Origin of the sequence: Enterobacter cloacae complex sp. SHL018 (assembly GCF_049237905.1) — a bacterium.
Lineage (GTDB): Bacteria > Pseudomonadota > Gammaproteobacteria > Enterobacterales > Enterobacteriaceae > Enterobacter > Enterobacter hormaechei_C.
Map to the genome: position 1 here is coordinate 599,286 of NZ_JBMKJE010000002.1, position 16,012 is coordinate 615,297.

Here is a 16,012-nt window from a genome sequence, read left to right on the forward strand (position 1 = left end):
TACAGACGAAAAAAAAGACGTCTTGCGACGTCTTTCTTCTGGAATATTGGTACCGAGGATGGGACTCGAACCCACAAGCCCGTTAGGGCACTACCACCTCAAGGTAGCGTGTCTACCAATTCCACCACCTCGGTACGGAATACTTACTGCGGGATATCGCTGGTTGGCTTAGCCGGTGCAGCTGGCTGAGTTTGCTCAGTTTTTGCTGGCGCGCTCAGATTTTCCCACTCGCTTCCTTTACTGGTCTTGTTGCTGTTGATATTGCCCAGCACCAGACTGATGATGAAGAACAGCGTAGCCAGAATCGCCGTCGTACGGGTCATGAAGTTCGCAGAACCACTTGAACCGAACAGCGTACCGGAAGCGCCTGCTCCGAAGGAGGCTCCCATATCAGCGCCTTTACCTTGCTGTAGCATAATCAGCGCTACGAGAGCGATGGCTACAATAAGGAAAATAACTAAAAGAGCTTCGTACATAATCAACCTGTTCCTTGCGGATTTGCCGCATACCAATGCTTCGACCAATTAGCAGGATTTTGTTTCCCACTGAAGCGGGTGTGAATACTAACCAAAGCGAATCACCTTCGCAAGGGCATTTTCGAGGCATTGTATCAACTGCGGAAAAAAACAGCAAAAAGCCATTCATTGCTTAAAACAAAGGCGGCAAACGCCGCCTTTTTAAACACTTATTCTGAAAGATTATGCAGCTTTGACTGCATCCGCAATGCGGTGCGCAAATTCGGTTACCTGCGCTTCGTCTTCGCCTTCCACCATCACGCGGATCAGCGGCTCGGTACCCGACTTACGCAGCAGGACGCGCCCACGGCTGCCAAGAGTCGCTTCCACGTCTGCCATCACCGCTTTCACGTTATCATTTTCCAGCGGGTCGCCTTTACCCGCGGTGAAACGCACATTAACCAGAATCTGCGGGAACATTTTCATGCCGCTGCACAGATCGTGCAGGCTCATATGGTTACGCGCCATCGCGGCAACAACCTGAAGCGCCGCCACAATACCGTCACCGGTGGTGGTTTTATCAAGCAGGATCACGTGGCCGGAGTTTTCCGCGCCAATACGCCAGCCTTTCTCCTGAAGTTTTTCCAGCACGTAGCGGTCACCCACTTTCGCACGGACAAACGGGATGCCCAGCTGTTTCAGCGCCAGTTCGAGTCCCATGTTGCTCATAAGCGTACCGACCGCGCCACCGCGCAGCTGCCCCTGACGCAGGCCTTCACGGGCAATGATGTAGAGGATCTGATCGCCATCGACCTTGTTACCTTCGTGGTCAACCATGATCACACGGTCACCATCGCCATCCAGGGCAATACCCAGATCGGCCTTTTCAGCCAGCACACGCGCCTGCAAGGCACGCACGTCTGTCGCGCCGACTTCTTCGTTGATGTTCAGACCATCCGGCTCGCAGCCGATAGTGATCACTTTGGCACCCAGCTCGCGGAACACATTCGGCGCAATGTGGTAAGTCGCACCGTTGGCACAGTCCACCACAATTTTGAGGTGTGCCAGGCTCAGCTCATTCGGGAAAGTGCCTTTGCAGAATTCAATGTAGCGGCCTGCGGCATCGACAATACGGTTTGCTTTACCCAGCTCAGCGGAGTCAACACAGGTGATCTCTTTTTCCATTTCCGCTTCAATCGCCTCTTCCACGTCATCCGGCAGTTTGGTGCCGTCGATGGAGAAGAATTTGATACCGTTGTCATAGAACGGATTATGGGAAGCTGAAATGACGATGCCCGCTTCCGCACGGAAGGTGCGGGTCAGATAGGCAACAGCAGGGGTCGGCATTGGCCCCGTAAAGGAAGCTGAAAGCCCCGCCGCCGCCAGCCCGGCTTCCAGCGCGGACTCCAGCATATAACCCGAAATACGGGTATCTTTCCCAATAATGATCTTACGGGAGCCATGACGCGCCAGCACTTTCCCCGCTGCCCAGCCCAGCTTCAGGACAAAGTCAGGGGTAATTGGCGCATCGCCTACGCGCCCACGGATGCCATCGGTACCAAAATATTTACGATTACTCATAGCGTTTGTTTTCCTTCGCTGCCAGTGTGGCTTCCACCACACGCATGGCTTCTACTGTTTCTTTTACGTCATGGACGCGAATGATGTGTGCACCTTGCATCGCGGCAATCACCGCGCAGGCCAGACTGCCGCTCAGACGTTCGCTCGGCCCGACATTCAACAACTGACCAATCATCGATTTTCTCGACATTCCCACCAGCAGTGGCAGGCCGAACTGATGAAACTCTGATAAGCGCGCAAGCAACGCGTAATTGTGTGAGAGATTTTTACCGAAACCGAAGCCCGGGTCGAGCAGCAATTTCTCTTTTGCGATACCCGCACGTTCACAGCGTTCGATATGCTCAATAAAGAAGCGGGTGACGTCGGCAAACACATCTTCATATTTTGGCGCCTCCTGCATTGTCTTAGGCTGACCCTGCATATGCATCAGACACACCGGTAGCCCGGTTTCTGCGGCGGCTTCAATCGCGCCCGGCTCGGTCAGCGAGCGGATATCATTGATAATGTGAGCGCCCACTCTCGCCACTTCACGGATCACTTCGGGTTTGGAGGTATCAACGGAGATCCACACTTCAAAGCGCCGGGCGATAGCCTCCACCACCGGCACCACGCGCGCCAGCTCTTCTTCCACCGAAACCTCCGCCGCGCCAGGCCGCGTTGACTCCCCTCCAACGTCAATGATGGTGGCACCCGCGTTAATCATTAAATTCGCGTGTTTAACCGCGTCGATAAGCGAATTATGCGTGCCGCCGTCAGAGAAGGAATCAGGCGTGACATTCAGGATCCCCATCACATGGGGATGTGAAAGGTCGAGATGCGAGTCCTGGGCGAATAGTTTCATGGTGAAGTCCCTGGGATTAATGTGGTTAAACAGATAAGAAAAACCCCGGAGCAAGCTCCAGGGTTTGAGATACAGACAAACGCTTCAACAGCAGTGACTTACTTGTCGCCCAACTGCTCTGACATGGTGTTGCCCGGGTTTGGCGTACGCGGTTCATCGACCGGACGCGGCGCACGCGGGGTGCCATTGTTGTCAGAATTGTTAGACGCGCCTGGGTCTTCCCAGCCTGCCGGCGGACGCACTTCGCGGCGCGCCATCAGGTCGTCAATCTGCGGTGCATCGATGGTCTCATATTTCATGAGCGCATCTTTCATCGAATGCAGGATGTCCATATTGTCGTTCAGGATCTGACGGGCGCGAGCGTAGTTACGTTCAATCAGCGCTTTCACTTCCTGGTCGATGATACGTGCCGTTTCATCGGACATATGTTTCGCTTTTGCCACAGAGCGGCCCAGGAATACTTCGCCCTCTTCCTCTGCATACAGCAGCGGACCGAGTTTGTCGGAGAAGCCCCACTGAGTCACCATGTTACGCGCCAGGTTTGTCGCCACTTTAATATCGTTCGACGCACCGGTGGAAACATGTTCCGCACCGTAGATAATCTCTTCAGCCAGACGACCGCCGTACAGGGTTGAAATCTGGCTTTCCAGCTTCTGACGGCTGGCGCTGATCGCGTCGCCTTCAGGCAGGAAGAAGGTCACACCCAGCGCACGACCGCGCGGAATAATCGTCACCTTGTGTACGGGATCGTGTTCCGGCACCAGACGACCGATAATCGCGTGGCCCGCTTCGTGATATGCCGTGGACTCTTTCTGCGCTTCCGTCATCACCATGGAGCGACGTTCCGCCCCCATCATGATTTTGTCTTTCGCTTTCTCGAATTCCACCATGGACACCACGCGCTTGTTACCGCGAGCGGCAAACAGTGCTGCTTCGTTGACCAGGTTAGCCAGATCCGCACCGGAGAAGCCTGGAGTACCACGCGCAATGATTGCCGCGTCAATATCTGGCGCCAGCGGTACGCGTCGCATATGCACTTTCAGAATCTGTTCACGACCGCGAACATCCGGCAGACCGACCACAACCTGACGGTCAAAACGGCCTGGACGCAGCAGCGCAGGGTCGAGTACGTCCGGACGGTTAGTTGCCGCGATAACGATGATACCTTCGTTACCTTCGAAGCCGTCCATCTCAACCAGCATCTGGTTCAGCGTCTGCTCACGTTCATCGTGACCACCACCCAGGCCTGCGCCACGCTGGCGGCCTACGGCGTCGATTTCATCGATGAAGATGATGCACGGTGCTGCCTTCTTAGCCTGCTCGAACATGTCACGCACACGAGATGCACCGACACCCACGAACATTTCAACGAAGTCAGAACCTGAAATAGTAAAGAACGGCACCTTCGCTTCACCCGCGATGGCTTTTGCCAGCAGGGTTTTACCGGTACCCGGAGGGCCGACCATCAGGACGCCTTTCGGGATCTTACCGCCCAGTTTCTGGAAACGGCTCGGCTCGCGCAGGTATTCAACCAGTTCACCCACCTCTTCTTTTGCTTCGTCACAACCTGCTACGTCAGCAAACGTGGTCTTGATCTGGTCTTCCGTCAGCATACGCGCCTTGCTCTTACCGAACGACATGGCACCTTTGCCACCACCGCCCTGCATCTGGCGCATAAAGAAGATCCAGACGCCGATAAGAAGCAGCATCGGGAACCAGGAAATGAAGATAGAAGCCAGCAGGCTTGGTTCTTCCGGCGGCTCGCCTACCACTTTGACGTTTTTGGTCAGAAGGTTATCAAGCAGCTTAGGATCGTTCACCGGGATGTAAGTCGTGTAACGGTTACTATCTTTCTTGGTAACGTTGATCTCACGTCCGTTGATACGCGCTTCGCGAACCTGGTCCTGATTGACCTCTTGCAGGAAGGTAGAATAATCCACCTTGCGGCCATTCGACTCGCTGGGCCCAAAGCTCTGGAATACTGACATCAGCACAACGGCAATGACCAGCCAGAGTATTAGGTTTTTCGCCATGTCACTCAAGGGATTAACCTCATATTACAACTGTGTTAAAAACAGCGTCAGGATACTCTATATCCAGTTTCATTCAAACTTTCGCCTGAAATCTACCGGTTATCATTTTCGCCCGGTCGCTACAATATACACTTCACGGGAACGGGCCCGGGAAGAGTCCGGCTTACGAACTTTGACCTTCGCAAACAGGGAGCGAATTTCCTTAAGATACTCCTCGAAACCTTCGCCCTGAAACACCTTCACAACAAAACTACCACCAGGCGCTAGTACATCACGACACATTTCTAACGCTAGTTCCACCAGATACATGGCGCGGGGAATATCCACCGCCGGTGTTCCACACATATTTGGCGCCATATCCGACATGACAACCTGGACCTTACTGTCACCTACACGATCAAGTAGTGCTTTAAGCACTAATTCATCACGAAAGTCGCCCTGAAGGAAGTCGACACCGACGATGGGATCCATTGGTAAAAGATCGCATGCGATGATTCGACCCGTTCCGCCGATCTGCGTAACCGCATACTGGGACCATCCGCCAGGTGCCGCACCGAGGTCGACCACCGTCATTCCCGGTTTAAAAAGTTTGTCACTTTGCTGTATTTCATCAAGTTTAAACCAGGCGCGGGAACGCAACCCCTTTTTCTGCGCCTGTTGAACATATTTATCGCTAAAGTGTTCCTGAAGCCAGCGGCTGGAGCTGGCAGAACGCTTTTTACCTGTCATTTAACATTTCCGTCCTGGTTCATCGTTGCTTGCCTGTGACGTAAATTTCTACGCAGCTATTTGGCGATATTAGGGAGATGGCGGTAGAATGAACCGTTTTCAATCCCAACGTAAGCAAAAATATACGATGAATCTGAGTACTAAACAAAAACAGCACCTTAAAGGTCTGGCACATCCGCTCAAGCCTGTAGTGATGCTTGGCAACAATGGTTTGACCGAAGGGGTGCTTGCCGAGATTGAACAAGCGCTGGAACACCACGAGCTGATCAAGGTGAAAATCGCCTCTGAAGACAGAGACACTAAAAACCTGATCGTGGAAGCCATCGTGCGCGAAACCGGCGCCTGTAATGTACAGGTCATCGGTAAAACGCTGGTGCTCTATCGCCCATCTAAAGAGCGCAAAATCTCGCTGCCACGTTAAGGATATCCTGAATCAAACACATTTTCTGTGTGAAACGAGGGATTTCTTTCAGCAGGCGAGCAAAATGCCATGCTCCTTGAGTTGATAAAAGGCCGCTATGCGGCCTTTTTCTTTTCTTTACAATGTATCAACATCTTAGTAGAGAAGCGAATTACAGGTATTCAACCTTAATAATTTCGTATTCCACTTCACCACCAGGGGTGCGGATGGTGACCACATCGTCCTGCTCTTTGCCAATCAGGCCACGAGCAATCGGCGAGTTCACCGAAATCAGGTTCTGTTTGAAGTCCGCTTCATCATCACCCACGATGCGATAGGTCTGCTCTTCGTCGTTGTCCAGATTCAGGACGCTGACGGTAGAACCGAAGATCACACGGCCATTATTTGGCATTTTGGTGATATCGATAACCTGCGCGTTAGACAGTTTCGCCTCGATATCTTTAATGCGCCCCTCACAGAAACCCTGCTGCTCACGCGCCGCGTGGTATTCAGCATTCTCTTTCAGGTCGCCATGCTCACGCGCTTCCGCGATAGCGGCGATGATTTCAGGGCGACGCACGGATTTGAGAAAATCCAGCTCTTCGCGCAGTTTTTCGGCACCACGTAAGGTCATCGGAATAGCTTGCATTTGTTATACCTCTTAAACATTCCTGTTGGGAGCAGTGTTCCCTGCTCCAGCCCACCTGAACAGGCCAGAAGCAAAAAGAAAACCGACCCGGGAGCAACGCCCCAGGTCAGCAGCAATTTTTCAATTTGATACGCATTTTACCGCGAAGTTCACTATGGGTCATCGTTTACTTTACAGTGCCATGCACCGTAGTATGACGGTTTGTTTTCGGGTTGTTAGCGCGAGATTATGCGATTTTCCAGTTTTATCATCGGATTGACTACCAGTATAACGTTCACCGTTCAGGCCGCGAATGTTGATGAGTACATTAATCAACTGCCCGCCGGCGCGAACCTTGCCCTGATGGTGCAGAAGGTTGGCGCGCAGGCTCCCGAGATTGACTATCACAGTCAACAGATGGCGCTGCCTGCCAGTACCCAGAAGGTGATCACTGCCCTCGCCGCCCTGCTCCAGCTCGGGCCTGACTTCCGTTTTACTACCACCCTTGAAACCAGAGGTAACGTTGAGGGTGGCGAACTGAAAGGCGATCTTATCGCCCGTTTTGGTGGCGATCCCACCTTTAAGCGCCAGGATGTCCGCAATATGGTGGCGGTACTGAAAAAATCCGGCGTAACAAAAATTGATGGCAACGTGCTGATCGACACCTCCATTTTCGCCAGCCACGATAAAGCGCCTGGCTGGCCGTGGAACGACATGACGCAGTGCTTTAGCGCCCCGCCAGCCGCCGCCATCGTTGACCGTAACTGCTTCTCCGTATCGCTTTACAGCGCGCCAAAACCAAATGACTTAGCTTTTATCCGCGTGGCCTCATACTACCCGGTCACGATGTTCAGCCAGGTGCGGACGCTGGCGAAAGGCTCCCCGGAGGCGCAGTATTGCGAGCTGGACGTGGTACCGGGCGATCTCAATCGCTATACGCTCACCGGCTGCCTGACCCAGCGGTCCGATCCCCTCCCGCTGGCCTTCGCCATTCAGGATGGCGCGGGCTATGCCGGTGCCATTTTTAAAGATGAACTGAAGCAGGCGGGCATAACCTACACCGGAACGCTGCTGCGCCAGACGCAGGTGAATGAGCCAGGCACGGTGATCGCCAGCAAACAGTCCGCGCCACTGCATGATTTGCTTAAGATTATGCTGAAAAAGTCGGATAACATGATTGCCGACACGGTGTTCCGCATGATTGGGCACGCGCGATTTGGTGTGCCGGGCACCTGGCGGGCCGGTTCTGATGCCGTACGTCAGATCCTGCGCCAGCAGGCGGGTATCGATCTGGGCAATACGATCGCCGTTGATGGTTCCGGTTTATCGCGTCATAACCTGATCTCGCCGGCCACCATGATGCAGGTGTTGCAGTACATTGCTCAGCATGACGCTGAGCTAAACTTTATTACGATGCTGCCGCTTGCCGGACACGACGGCTCTCTTCAGTACCGCGCGGGCCTTCACGCTGCGGGCGTGGATGGCAAAGTGTCAGCCAAAACGGGTTCCCTGCAAGGCGTTTACAACCTTGCCGGTTTTATCACTACCGCCAGCGGACAACGCATGGCATTTGTGCAGTATCTTTCCGGCTATGCCGTCGAACCGGCTGACCAGCGCAATCGCCGTATTCCACTGGTGCGTTTCGAAAGCAGGCTCTATAAGGACATCTACCAGAATAACTAGCGATGAAACTACTGATAGTTGAAGACGATCTGTTATTGCAGGAAGGGTTAGCGCTGGCGCTGGGGAATGAAGGCTACGCCCTGGATTGTGCCACCACGGCCGCTGAAGCAGATGCCCTGATCCAGAGCGGTGAATACAGCCTCGTGATCCTGGATTTAGGGCTGCCGGATAAAGACGGCGCGACGCTGCTCTGCCAGTGGCGTCGTCGCGGGGTTGAGAATCCCGTCTTGATTCTCACCGCCCGCGATGCCATTGAAGACAGAATTAACGGGCTGGATTCTGGCGCTGACGATTATCTGGTAAAACCCTTCGCCCTTGCCGAGCTACAGGCTCGCGTACGGGCGTTGATCCGCCGCTATCAGGGCCACAGCGACAACCTGCTGACGGACGGAGATATCACCCTCAATCTGCAAACTCAGCAGGTGCTGCGCCAGTCTCAGCCTGTGGAAGTGACGCCAAAAGAGTTCGCTCTGCTGACGCGCCTGATCATGCGCAGCGGGCAGACCGTGCACCGTGAAACGCTGCAACAGGACATCTACTCCTGGCAGGACGATCCAGGATCAAACACGCTTGAAGTTCACATTCATAATCTGCGGCGCAAGCTCGGTAAAGATCGCATCAAAACCGTACGCGGCGTGGGTTACCGTCTGGAGAGCCAGAAATGAACAGTATGCGCCGGCGATTAATGGTGTTGCTGGCGGTTATTCTGCTATTTTTTCAACTCATTAGCGTTGTCTGGCTGTGGCATGAGAGCCGCGAGCAGATCGGTTTTCTGGTGAACGAAACGTTGTCCGCCAAAGCGCGCAACAACCATGTCGAAAAAGAGATCCGCGAAGCCATTGCCTCCCTGCTGGTCCCTTCTCTGGTGATGGTCGGTTTTACCTTGCTCTTCTCATTCTGGGCAGTCACCTGGATCACCCGACCACTCAACAAACTTCGCGCCAGCCTTGCGAACCGCTCGGCGGATAATCTGACTCCCCTGCCGATGTATTCCGATATGGAAGAGATAGGCGCTGTGACCGCGTCGCTCAATCAACTCCTCGCCCGGCTGGACCACACTATTCAACAGGAACGCCTGTTTACCGCCGATGCGGCACACGAGTTACGTACGCCGCTTGCGGGGATCAGGCTCCATCTGGAACTGATGGCTCAGTCCGGTTCCCCGCAGGCCACGCCACTGATAAGCCGGATCGATCAGCTGATGCACACAGTGGAACAGCTGCTGATGCTGGCGCGTGCCGGACAGGCGATGGCCAGCGGCCATTACGATACCGTGAACTGGACAGAGACGATCATTGCTCCGCTCAGCCTGGAGCATGAAGCCAAAGAGCATACGGTAATATGGCCGGCCCACAGCGCGCTGACGGTACAGGGGGACGCCGTCCTGTTACGTCTGATGCTAAGGAACCTTCTGGAGAATGCCGCCCGCTACAGCCCGGCAGGTACAACCATTGAAGTGGCATTAACAGCGACGGAGGGCGGTACCCGGGTGAGCGTTACCGATCAGGGGCCGGGTATTGATGAGGCGCACCGCCAGTCGATCACCGAACCTTTCCGACGTCTCGACCAGCGCTACGGCGGCAGCGGCCTTGGGCTGAGCATCGTACAGCGTATCGTACAGCTCCATCATGGCCATTTAACGCTGGAGAACGGCGCTGAGGGTGGCCTCATCGCCAGCTGTTGGTTACCGGCGAAAATAGGATAAAAAAAAGCCCCGTTAAGGGGCTTTATACAGGGGTTAATGCTTGTAGATGAACTCGACGCCTTCTTCGTCGTCTTCATCCCAGTCATCGTCCCAGTCTTCATCATCTTCTTCCGCTTCCAGCTCTTCGAGCTGCTGGCGGTGGTAGTCATCCCACATGAATTCGACTTTTTCAGGCTGTTTCGCCTCTTCTGCCTGAACAACCGGATTCTCGATGATAAAGGTCATCACATCCCAGCAGAGATCTTTCACGCCAACCTGGCTGGCGGCAGAGATCAGATAGTACTTATCTTCCCAACCCATCGCGTCGGCAATCGCTTTAGCTTTCGCTTCAGCTTCCGCTTTATCCATCAGGTCGATCTTGTTAAATACCAGCCAGCGCGGTTTTTGCGCCAGTTTTTCACTGTATTTCTCCAGCTCGCCGATAATAATACGGGCGTTTTCAACCGGATCGGAACCGTCGATTGGATCGATGTCGATGAGGTGCAACAGTACGCGACAACGCTCAAGGTGCTTCAGGAAGCGAATACCCAGACCGGCGCCTTCTGCTGCCCCTTCAATCAGACCCGGGATGTCAGCGACCACAAAGCTCTTCTCGTTATCCATACGGACAACGCCCAGGCTCGGCACCAGCGTCGTAAACGGATAATCCGCTACTTTGGGTTTCGCCGCAGAGACCGCACGGATAAACGTCGATTTACCGGCGTTTGGCATACCCAGCATCCCCACATCCGCCAGCAGCATCAGTTCCAGTTGCAGGTCGCGCTTATCACCCGGGGTACCCATGGTTTTCTGACGCGGGGTACGGTTAACGGAAGATTTGAAACGGCTGTTACCCAGACCATGCCAGCCGCCTTTCGCCACCATCAGGCGCTGACCGTGTTTGGTCATATCACCCATGGTTTCGCCCGTGCCCTGATCGATGACACGCGTACCCACCGGCACTTTGATCGTCACGTCTTTACCGCGTTTACCGGTACAGTCGCGGCTCTGGCCGTTCTGGCCACGCTCGGCGCGGAAAGATTTTTCGAAACGGTAGTCGATCAGCGTGTTGAGGTTTTCATCCGCCTCCAGCCACACGTCGCCACCGTCCCCACCGTCACCGCCGTCAGGACCGCCACGAGGAATATATTTTTCACGGCGGAAGCTTACACAACCGTTACCGCCATCACCTGCCACGACCAAAATCGTCGCTTCATCAACAAACTTCATTTTACTCTCCGTAACTCATTCGCCTGAGCGGGGGACTATTACAACCGCTTCATTTTTGCGCCAACGCCCCCAGAGACGATGACCAATGGCGGAATACATCGCGCCCGCAACCACGACAAACGCACCGAGATAACCCAACAGGTTGAGCATCGGCTTGACGAAGACATCGGGCCAGGCCATTGATAACAAATCTGAAAATAACAGCGTAAACAGCGGGGTAAGCGTGATTAAGGCGCTCACCTGTGCTGCCTGCCAGCGCGCCATGGCTTCAGCCAGAGCGCCATAACCGACCAGCGTATTCAGCCCACAAAAAATGAGGCACGCCAGTTGCCAGTCGCTGAGCTGGGTAATTACACCCGGCTTCGCTAAAGGCAATAATGCCAGTGTACACAAAGTGTACAGCAAAAAGAGGATCTGCTGTGAGGCAAGACGGCGCAATAACACCTTTTGCGCGACGCCATAACTCACCCAGACCGTTGCTGCACCCACCCCAAAAATGACACCCCAGGTGTAATCCGTCAGGCGGGTAAAAATCTCAATCAGGCTGGTGTTAAAGAACATCACCAGCCCGCAAAGCAGCATGCTTGCCCCGATGATCTGCGTGCCGCGCATCTTCTCCTTGAGGATGAATACGCTGGCGACCATCATGCCGACCGGTGAAAGCTGACCAATCACCTGCGACGCTGTAGGGCTAAGATATTGCAGGGAAGAGCTGAACAGAATGAAGTTACCGAACAGACCGCCCGTCGCGATAGCCAGTAACACCAGCCAACGCGGTTTTCGGAAGATGCGCAGCGGTGGCAGCTTACCTTTGACGGCCAGAATGGCGCCCAGGCCTATGCTTGCCATCAGGAAGCGATAAAACACCACCGTCGGTGGCTCCATGACTTCCAGTACCTGCTTCATTGCAATTGGCAGCGCACCCCAGCACATTGCGGTAGTGAGCGCCAAAAGAATACCCATGCCGGCCTGCTGCTTCATGCCCGTTTTCCCTACAGAAAATTTTCCGGGTTTCCAATGTAAAAAGCCCCGCAACACGTTGCGGGGCTTTAATCCGTTACCGGACCGAGAAAACCTTACTCAGCAACGATGCTGATGTATTTACGGTTGTTCGGGCCTTTAACTTCAAATTTCACTTTACCGTCTGCTTTAGCAAACAGAGTGTGGTCACGACCGCAACCTACGTTGGTACCCGCGTGGAACTTGGTGCCACGCTGACGAACGATGATGCTACCCGCCAGAACGGATTCGCCACCGAAACGCTTAACGCCCAGGCGTTTAGCTTCTGAATCGCGACCGTTACGTGTGGAGCCGCCAGCCTTTTTATGTGCCATTTAAATCTCTCCTCAGGTCTTAGGCGCTGATGCCAGTAATTTTCACATCAGTGAACCACTGACGGTGGCCCTGCTGCTTACGATAGTGTTTACGACGACGAAACTTAACGATTTTAACTTTCTCGCCACGACCGTGAGCAACAACTTCAGCTTTGATAACGCCGCCATCAACGAAAGGAACGCCGATTTTGACTTCTTCACCGTTTGCGATCATCAGAACTTCAGCGAACTCAACAGATTCGCCAGTTGCGATGTCCAGCTTTTCCAGGCGAACGGTCTGACCTTCGCTTACTCGGTGTTGTTTACCACCACTTTGGAAAACCGCGTACATATAAACTCCGCTTCCGCGCACATCCTCGTATGATTCAGAGTGCGCTATAAATATTCACAATAGGGCGCGAATATTACGCAAAACGCGAGCCTTTGACAAGTGCTACCATCAATACATGAAGAAAAAAAACACAACACGTACGGTAACGTTTATCTGAGCCGTTTTTTCAGTACAATCAGCAATACTATTTATAAACCGAAACCCTTTGTGTACCCATCTCGTGTGGGATAAACAGGATAAAAAGCCCGGCTTTTGCGATGAATTTAGAAAAAATCAATGAGTTAACCGCGCAAGATATGGCGGGTGTGAATGCAGCAATCCTGGAGCAACTCAACTCTGACGTTCAGCTGATCAATCAGTTGGGCTATTACATCGTCAGCGGCGGCGGTAAACGTATTCGTCCGATGATTGCCATTCTGGCCGCACGCGCGGTTGGCTATCAGGGAAATGCCCACGTCACGATCGCGGCGCTGATCGAATTTATCCACACCGCCACCCTGCTTCACGACGATGTTGTGGATGAATCAGACATGCGTCGTGGAAAAGCCACCGCCAACGCCGCGTTTGGTAATGCGGCAAGCGTTCTGGTAGGCGATTTTATCTATACCCGCGCCTTCCAGATGATGACCAGCCTTGGCTCGCTGAAGGTGCTGGAAGTGATGTCAGAAGCCGTGAACGTTATCGCTGAAGGTGAAGTCCTACAGCTGATGAACGTCAACGACCCGGACATCACCGAAGAAAACTATATGCGGGTGATTTACAGCAAGACCGCACGTCTGTTCGAAGCCGCCGCGCAATGCTCCGGCATTCTGGCAGGCTGTAGCGAAGCTCAGGAAAAGGGCCTTCAGGACTATGGCCGTTACCTCGGCACCGCGTTCCAGCTGATTGATGATTTGCTGGACTACAGCGCGGATGGCGAAACGCTCGGTAAAAATGTCGGCGATGACCTGAACGAAGGCAAGCCAACGCTGCCGCTGCTCCACGCGATGCGCAATGGCACACCAGAGCAGGCGAAAATGATCCGGGAGGCTATCGAGCAGGGAAATGGACGCCATCTTCTGGAACCGGTACTGGAAACAATGGCTATCTGCGGCTCCCTGGAATGGACGCGTCAGCGCGCTGAAGAAGAAGCGGACAAAGCCATCGCCGCCATTCAGGTCATTCCCGACAGCCCATGGCGTGATGCGCTAATCGGCCTCGCGCACATCGCCGTCCAGCGCGACCGATAATCCCCTCCTCATCTCCCTGCGCCCACGCAGGGAGATTCCAGTACACACCAATAAATTACATTTCCGCGTAAGCCCATCGGGTTACAGGCCGCATGTATAAAGCCGTGCCTTATTCTGAATATTGCTTCTCGTAACATGAACTTTTTAGAACACATGTTCGAAGTGAGTATAGTAATGCTGTCTTTTCACACGAAACGACGTGGACGATAACGAACACAAGGACAGCATTATGGATACAAAATTCATCGACTGGCATTCTGCTGACATTATTGCGGCACTGCGTAAAAAAGGAACATCGCTGGCTGCCGAATCACGTCGTCATGGGCTAAGCTCGTCGACGCTGGCAAACGCCCTGACCCGCCCATGGCCGAAGGGGGAACTGATTATCGCGACGGCGCTGGATACGCATCCGTGGGTGATATGGCCGTCACGCTACCACGATCCTATTACCCATGAATTTATCGACAGAACGCGCATGATGCGCCAGGGCAAAACGAAGAAAGCACATCAGGACTGATGCACCAGGATTGACAGGAACAGCAATCCCCCGGCCTGTTATGGCAGGGGGGTGCCGGAACGATTACTCGCCCTTCACACGCTCGATATTTGCACCCAGCGCGCGCAGTTTGTCCTCAATACGCTCGTATCCACGATCGATGTGGTAGATACGATCGACAACGGTAGTCCCTTCCGCAATACAACCTGCCAATACGAGGCTCGCAGACGCGCGCAGATCGGTCGCCATCACCTGCGCACCGGACAGTTTTTCAACGCCGTGGCAAATTACCGTGTTGCTTTCAATCTCAGCATGCGCACCCATACGGATCAGTTCCGGTACGTGCATGAAACGGTTTTCGAAGATAGTTTCCGTGATGAAGCCCGTGCCTTCGGCCACCAGGTTCAACAGCGTGAACTGTGCCTGCATATCCGTCGGGAATGCCGGATGTGGCGCAGTACGCACGTTAACGGCTTTAGGACGCTGCCCGTGCATATCGAGGCTGATCCAGTCTTCACCGATTTCGATATCCGCACCCGCATCGCGCAGTTTCGCCAGCACCGCATCCAGGGTATCTGGCTGGGCGTTACGGCAGACAATCTTACCGCCAGAAATGGCCGCGGCCACCAGGAAAGTACCGGTTTCGATACGATCTGGCAGTACGCGATACACACCACCACCCAGACGTTCAACGCCTTCGATGGTGATACGGTCTGTGCCCTGCCCGCTGATCTTCGCCCCCAGCGCGACCAGGAAGTTCGCGGTATCCACGATCTCCGGCTCACGGGCGGCGTTTTCGATGATGGTAGTGCCTTCTGCCAGCGTAGCAGCCGACATGATGGTGACCGTTGCGCCCACGCTCACTTTGTCCATGACAATGTGCGCGCCTTTCAGACGACCATTGACGGACGCTTTAACGTAACCCTCTTCCAGCTTGATCTCTGCGCCGAGTTTTTCCAGGCCGAAGATATGCAGGTCAACGGGACGCGCGCCGATAGCGCATCCGCCCGGCAGTGAAACCTGTCCCTGACCGAAACGCGCCACCAGCGGACCAAGCGCCCAGATGGAAGCACGCATGGTTTTCACCAGCTCATACGGCGCTGAGAAGTTGTTCACGTTGCTGGCATCGATCCAGACGGAACCGTTACGCTCCACTTTGGTGCCCAACTGGCCGAGCAACTTCATGGTCGTGTCGATATCTTTCAGCTTCGGTACGTTCTGGATCTCTACCGGCTCTTCTGCGAGCAGCGCAGCGAAAAGAATGGGCAGCGCGGCGTTTTTAGCGCCAGAAATTGTGACTTCGCCCTGGAGACGCGTGGGTCCCTGTACACGAAATTTATCCATCGTTTGCTCTCTTA

At 54.1% G+C, this 16,012-nt stretch carries 17 protein-coding genes and 1 tRNA gene; 6 read left to right on the top strand and 12 right to left on the bottom strand.

Annotated elements, in window-relative coordinates; genetic code table 11:
* Positions 1–47: 47 nt before the first annotated feature.
* From ACOTY5_RS12675 to rlmE, 6 genes are all read right to left on the bottom strand, one after another.
* A tRNA-Leu gene (locus ACOTY5_RS12675) sits at positions 48–134 on the bottom strand.
* Positions 135–143: 9 nt separating this feature from the next.
* Positions 144–476 (bottom strand): preprotein translocase subunit SecG, encoded by a 333-nt coding sequence (gene secG, locus ACOTY5_RS12680; RefSeq protein WP_003861803.1) that lies wholly within the window; start codon positions 474–476, stop codon positions 144–146.
* A 222-nt stretch (positions 477–698) separates the two neighbouring features.
* Complete coding sequence (glmM, locus tag ACOTY5_RS12685) at positions 699–2,036, bottom strand: phosphoglucosamine mutase (RefSeq protein WP_017693917.1); 1,338 nt, start codon at positions 2,034–2,036, stop codon at positions 699–701.
* A complete protein-coding gene (gene folP / locus ACOTY5_RS12690; protein WP_003861807.1) occupies positions 2,029–2,877 on the bottom strand; it encodes a dihydropteroate synthase in 849 nt (282 codons plus the stop codon). Before folP ends, glmM begins: the two co-directional genes overlap by 8 nt.
* A gap of 98 nt (positions 2,878–2,975) precedes the next feature.
* Complete coding sequence (gene ftsH, locus ACOTY5_RS12695) at positions 2,976–4,910, bottom strand: ATP-dependent zinc metalloprotease FtsH (protein ID WP_003861810.1); 1,935 nt, start codon at positions 4,908–4,910, stop codon at positions 2,976–2,978.
* A 102-nt stretch (positions 4,911–5,012) separates the two neighbouring features.
* A complete protein-coding gene (gene rlmE / locus ACOTY5_RS12700) occupies positions 5,013–5,639 on the bottom strand; it encodes a 23S rRNA (uridine(2552)-2'-O)-methyltransferase RlmE (RefSeq protein WP_003861812.1) in 627 nt (208 codons plus the stop codon).
* A 127-nt stretch (positions 5,640–5,766) separates the two neighbouring features.
* Here rlmE and yhbY point away from each other — a divergent pair, with 127 nt between their 5' ends.
* Complete coding sequence (yhbY, locus tag ACOTY5_RS12705) at positions 5,767–6,060, top strand: ribosome assembly RNA-binding protein YhbY (RefSeq protein ID WP_003861814.1); 294 nt, start codon at positions 5,767–5,769, stop codon at positions 6,058–6,060.
* Between the two features lie 151 nt (positions 6,061–6,211).
* Here yhbY and greA read toward each other — a convergent pair whose 3' ends face one another.
* The gene (gene greA / locus ACOTY5_RS12710) at positions 6,212–6,688 is read right to left on the bottom strand and encodes a transcription elongation factor GreA (protein ID WP_006812122.1); all 477 of its coding nucleotides are present in this window, start codon (positions 6,686–6,688) and stop codon (positions 6,212–6,214) included.
* Between the two features lie 228 nt (positions 6,689–6,916).
* Here greA and dacB point away from each other — a divergent pair, with 228 nt between their 5' ends.
* Genes dacB through pmrB form a run of 3 tightly spaced genes read left to right on the top strand, consistent with a single transcriptional unit; the run spans position 6,917 to position 10,055 of the window.
* The gene (dacB, locus tag ACOTY5_RS12715) at positions 6,917–8,350 is read left to right on the top strand and encodes a serine-type D-Ala-D-Ala carboxypeptidase (protein ID WP_015571976.1); all 1,434 of its coding nucleotides are present in this window, start codon (positions 6,917–6,919) and stop codon (positions 8,348–8,350) included.
* A gap of 2 nt (positions 8,351–8,352) precedes the next feature.
* Positions 8,353–9,015 carry a two-component system response regulator PmrA gene (gene pmrA / locus ACOTY5_RS12720; protein WP_015571977.1) on the top strand — a complete coding sequence of 221 codons (663 nt, stop codon included), beginning with the start codon at positions 8,353–8,355 and terminating at the stop codon, positions 9,013–9,015.
* A complete protein-coding gene (gene pmrB / locus ACOTY5_RS12725) occupies positions 9,012–10,055 on the top strand; it encodes a two-component system sensor histidine kinase PmrB (protein WP_045141577.1) in 1,044 nt (347 codons plus the stop codon). Before pmrA ends, pmrB begins: the two co-directional genes overlap by 4 nt.
* 33 nt (positions 10,056–10,088) lie before the next feature.
* On the opposite strand, the gene cgtA is transcribed toward pmrB, so the two are convergent.
* The 4 genes from cgtA to rplU form a co-directional block, all read right to left on the bottom strand.
* Complete coding sequence (cgtA, locus tag ACOTY5_RS12730; RefSeq protein WP_006812124.1) at positions 10,089–11,264, bottom strand: Obg family GTPase CgtA; 1,176 nt, start codon at positions 11,262–11,264, stop codon at positions 10,089–10,091.
* A 15-nt stretch (positions 11,265–11,279) separates the two neighbouring features.
* The gene (locus ACOTY5_RS12735; protein ID WP_015571979.1) at positions 11,280–12,245 is read right to left on the bottom strand and encodes a DMT family transporter; all 966 of its coding nucleotides are present in this window, start codon (positions 12,243–12,245) and stop codon (positions 11,280–11,282) included.
* A gap of 95 nt (positions 12,246–12,340) precedes the next feature.
* Positions 12,341–12,598 (bottom strand): 50S ribosomal protein L27, encoded by a 258-nt coding sequence (rpmA, locus tag ACOTY5_RS12740; RefSeq protein WP_003861831.1) that lies wholly within the window; start codon positions 12,596–12,598, stop codon positions 12,341–12,343.
* 19 nt (positions 12,599–12,617) lie between these two features.
* Positions 12,618–12,929, bottom strand: a complete 312-nt coding sequence (gene rplU, locus ACOTY5_RS12745) for a 50S ribosomal protein L21 (RefSeq protein ID WP_003025032.1) — start codon at positions 12,927–12,929, stop codon at positions 12,618–12,620.
* Between the two features lie 257 nt (positions 12,930–13,186).
* On the opposite strand from rplU, the gene ispB reads away from it, so the two are divergent.
* Both ispB and sfsB read left to right on the top strand, forming a co-directional pair.
* The gene (gene ispB, locus ACOTY5_RS12750; RefSeq protein WP_006812126.1) at positions 13,187–14,158 is read left to right on the top strand and encodes an octaprenyl diphosphate synthase; all 972 of its coding nucleotides are present in this window, start codon (positions 13,187–13,189) and stop codon (positions 14,156–14,158) included.
* 229 nt (positions 14,159–14,387) lie between these two features.
* A complete protein-coding gene (gene sfsB, locus ACOTY5_RS12755; RefSeq protein ID WP_020480545.1) occupies positions 14,388–14,675 on the top strand; it encodes a DNA-binding transcriptional regulator SfsB in 288 nt (95 codons plus the stop codon).
* Between the two features lie 63 nt (positions 14,676–14,738).
* On the opposite strand, the gene murA is transcribed toward sfsB, so the two are convergent.
* Positions 14,739–15,998, bottom strand: a complete 1,260-nt coding sequence (gene murA, locus ACOTY5_RS12760) for a UDP-N-acetylglucosamine 1-carboxyvinyltransferase (protein ID WP_006812128.1) — start codon at positions 15,996–15,998, stop codon at positions 14,739–14,741.
* Between the last annotated feature and the right edge of the window lie 14 nt (positions 15,999–16,012).

Bases quoted from the DNA above. Each gene is read 5' to 3' on its own strand.
- pmrA (WP_015571977.1), top strand. From the start codon at position 8,353: ATGAAACTACTGATAGTTGAAGACGATCTGTTATTGCAGGAAGGGTTA.
- rlmE (WP_003861812.1), bottom strand. From the start codon at position 5,639: ATGACAGGTAAAAAGCGTTCTGCCAGCTCCAGCCGCTGGCTTCAGGAA.
- folP (WP_003861807.1), bottom strand. From the start codon at position 2,877: ATGAAACTATTCGCCCAGGACTCGCATCTCGACCTTTCACATCCCCAT.
- sfsB (WP_020480545.1), top strand. From the start codon at position 14,388: ATGGATACAAAATTCATCGACTGGCATTCTGCTGACATTATTGCGGCA.
- glmM (WP_017693917.1), bottom strand. From the start codon at position 2,036: ATGAGTAATCGTAAATATTTTGGTACCGATGGCATCCGTGGGCGCGTA.
- greA (WP_006812122.1), bottom strand. From the start codon at position 6,688: ATGCAAGCTATTCCGATGACCTTACGTGGTGCCGAAAAACTGCGCGAA.
- ftsH (WP_003861810.1), bottom strand. From the start codon at position 4,910: ATGGCGAAAAACCTAATACTCTGGCTGGTCATTGCCGTTGTGCTGATG.
- secG (WP_003861803.1), bottom strand. From the start codon at position 476: ATGTACGAAGCTCTTTTAGTTATTTTCCTTATTGTAGCCATCGCTCTC.
- rplU (WP_003025032.1), bottom strand. From the start codon at position 12,929: ATGTACGCGGTTTTCCAAAGTGGTGGTAAACAACACCGAGTAAGCGAA.
- dacB (WP_015571976.1), top strand. From the start codon at position 6,917: ATGCGATTTTCCAGTTTTATCATCGGATTGACTACCAGTATAACGTTC.
- yhbY (WP_003861814.1), top strand. From the start codon at position 5,767: ATGAATCTGAGTACTAAACAAAAACAGCACCTTAAAGGTCTGGCACAT.
- ACOTY5_RS12735 (WP_015571979.1), bottom strand. From the start codon at position 12,245: ATGAAGCAGCAGGCCGGCATGGGTATTCTTTTGGCGCTCACTACCGCA.
- cgtA (WP_006812124.1), bottom strand. From the start codon at position 11,264: ATGAAGTTTGTTGATGAAGCGACGATTTTGGTCGTGGCAGGTGATGGC.
- murA (WP_006812128.1), bottom strand. From the start codon at position 15,998: ATGGATAAATTTCGTGTACAGGGACCCACGCGTCTCCAGGGCGAAGTC.
- ispB (WP_006812126.1), top strand. From the start codon at position 13,187: ATGAATTTAGAAAAAATCAATGAGTTAACCGCGCAAGATATGGCGGGT.
- pmrB (WP_045141577.1), top strand. From the start codon at position 9,012: ATGAACAGTATGCGCCGGCGATTAATGGTGTTGCTGGCGGTTATTCTG.
- rpmA (WP_003861831.1), bottom strand. From the start codon at position 12,598: ATGGCACATAAAAAGGCTGGCGGCTCCACACGTAACGGTCGCGATTCA.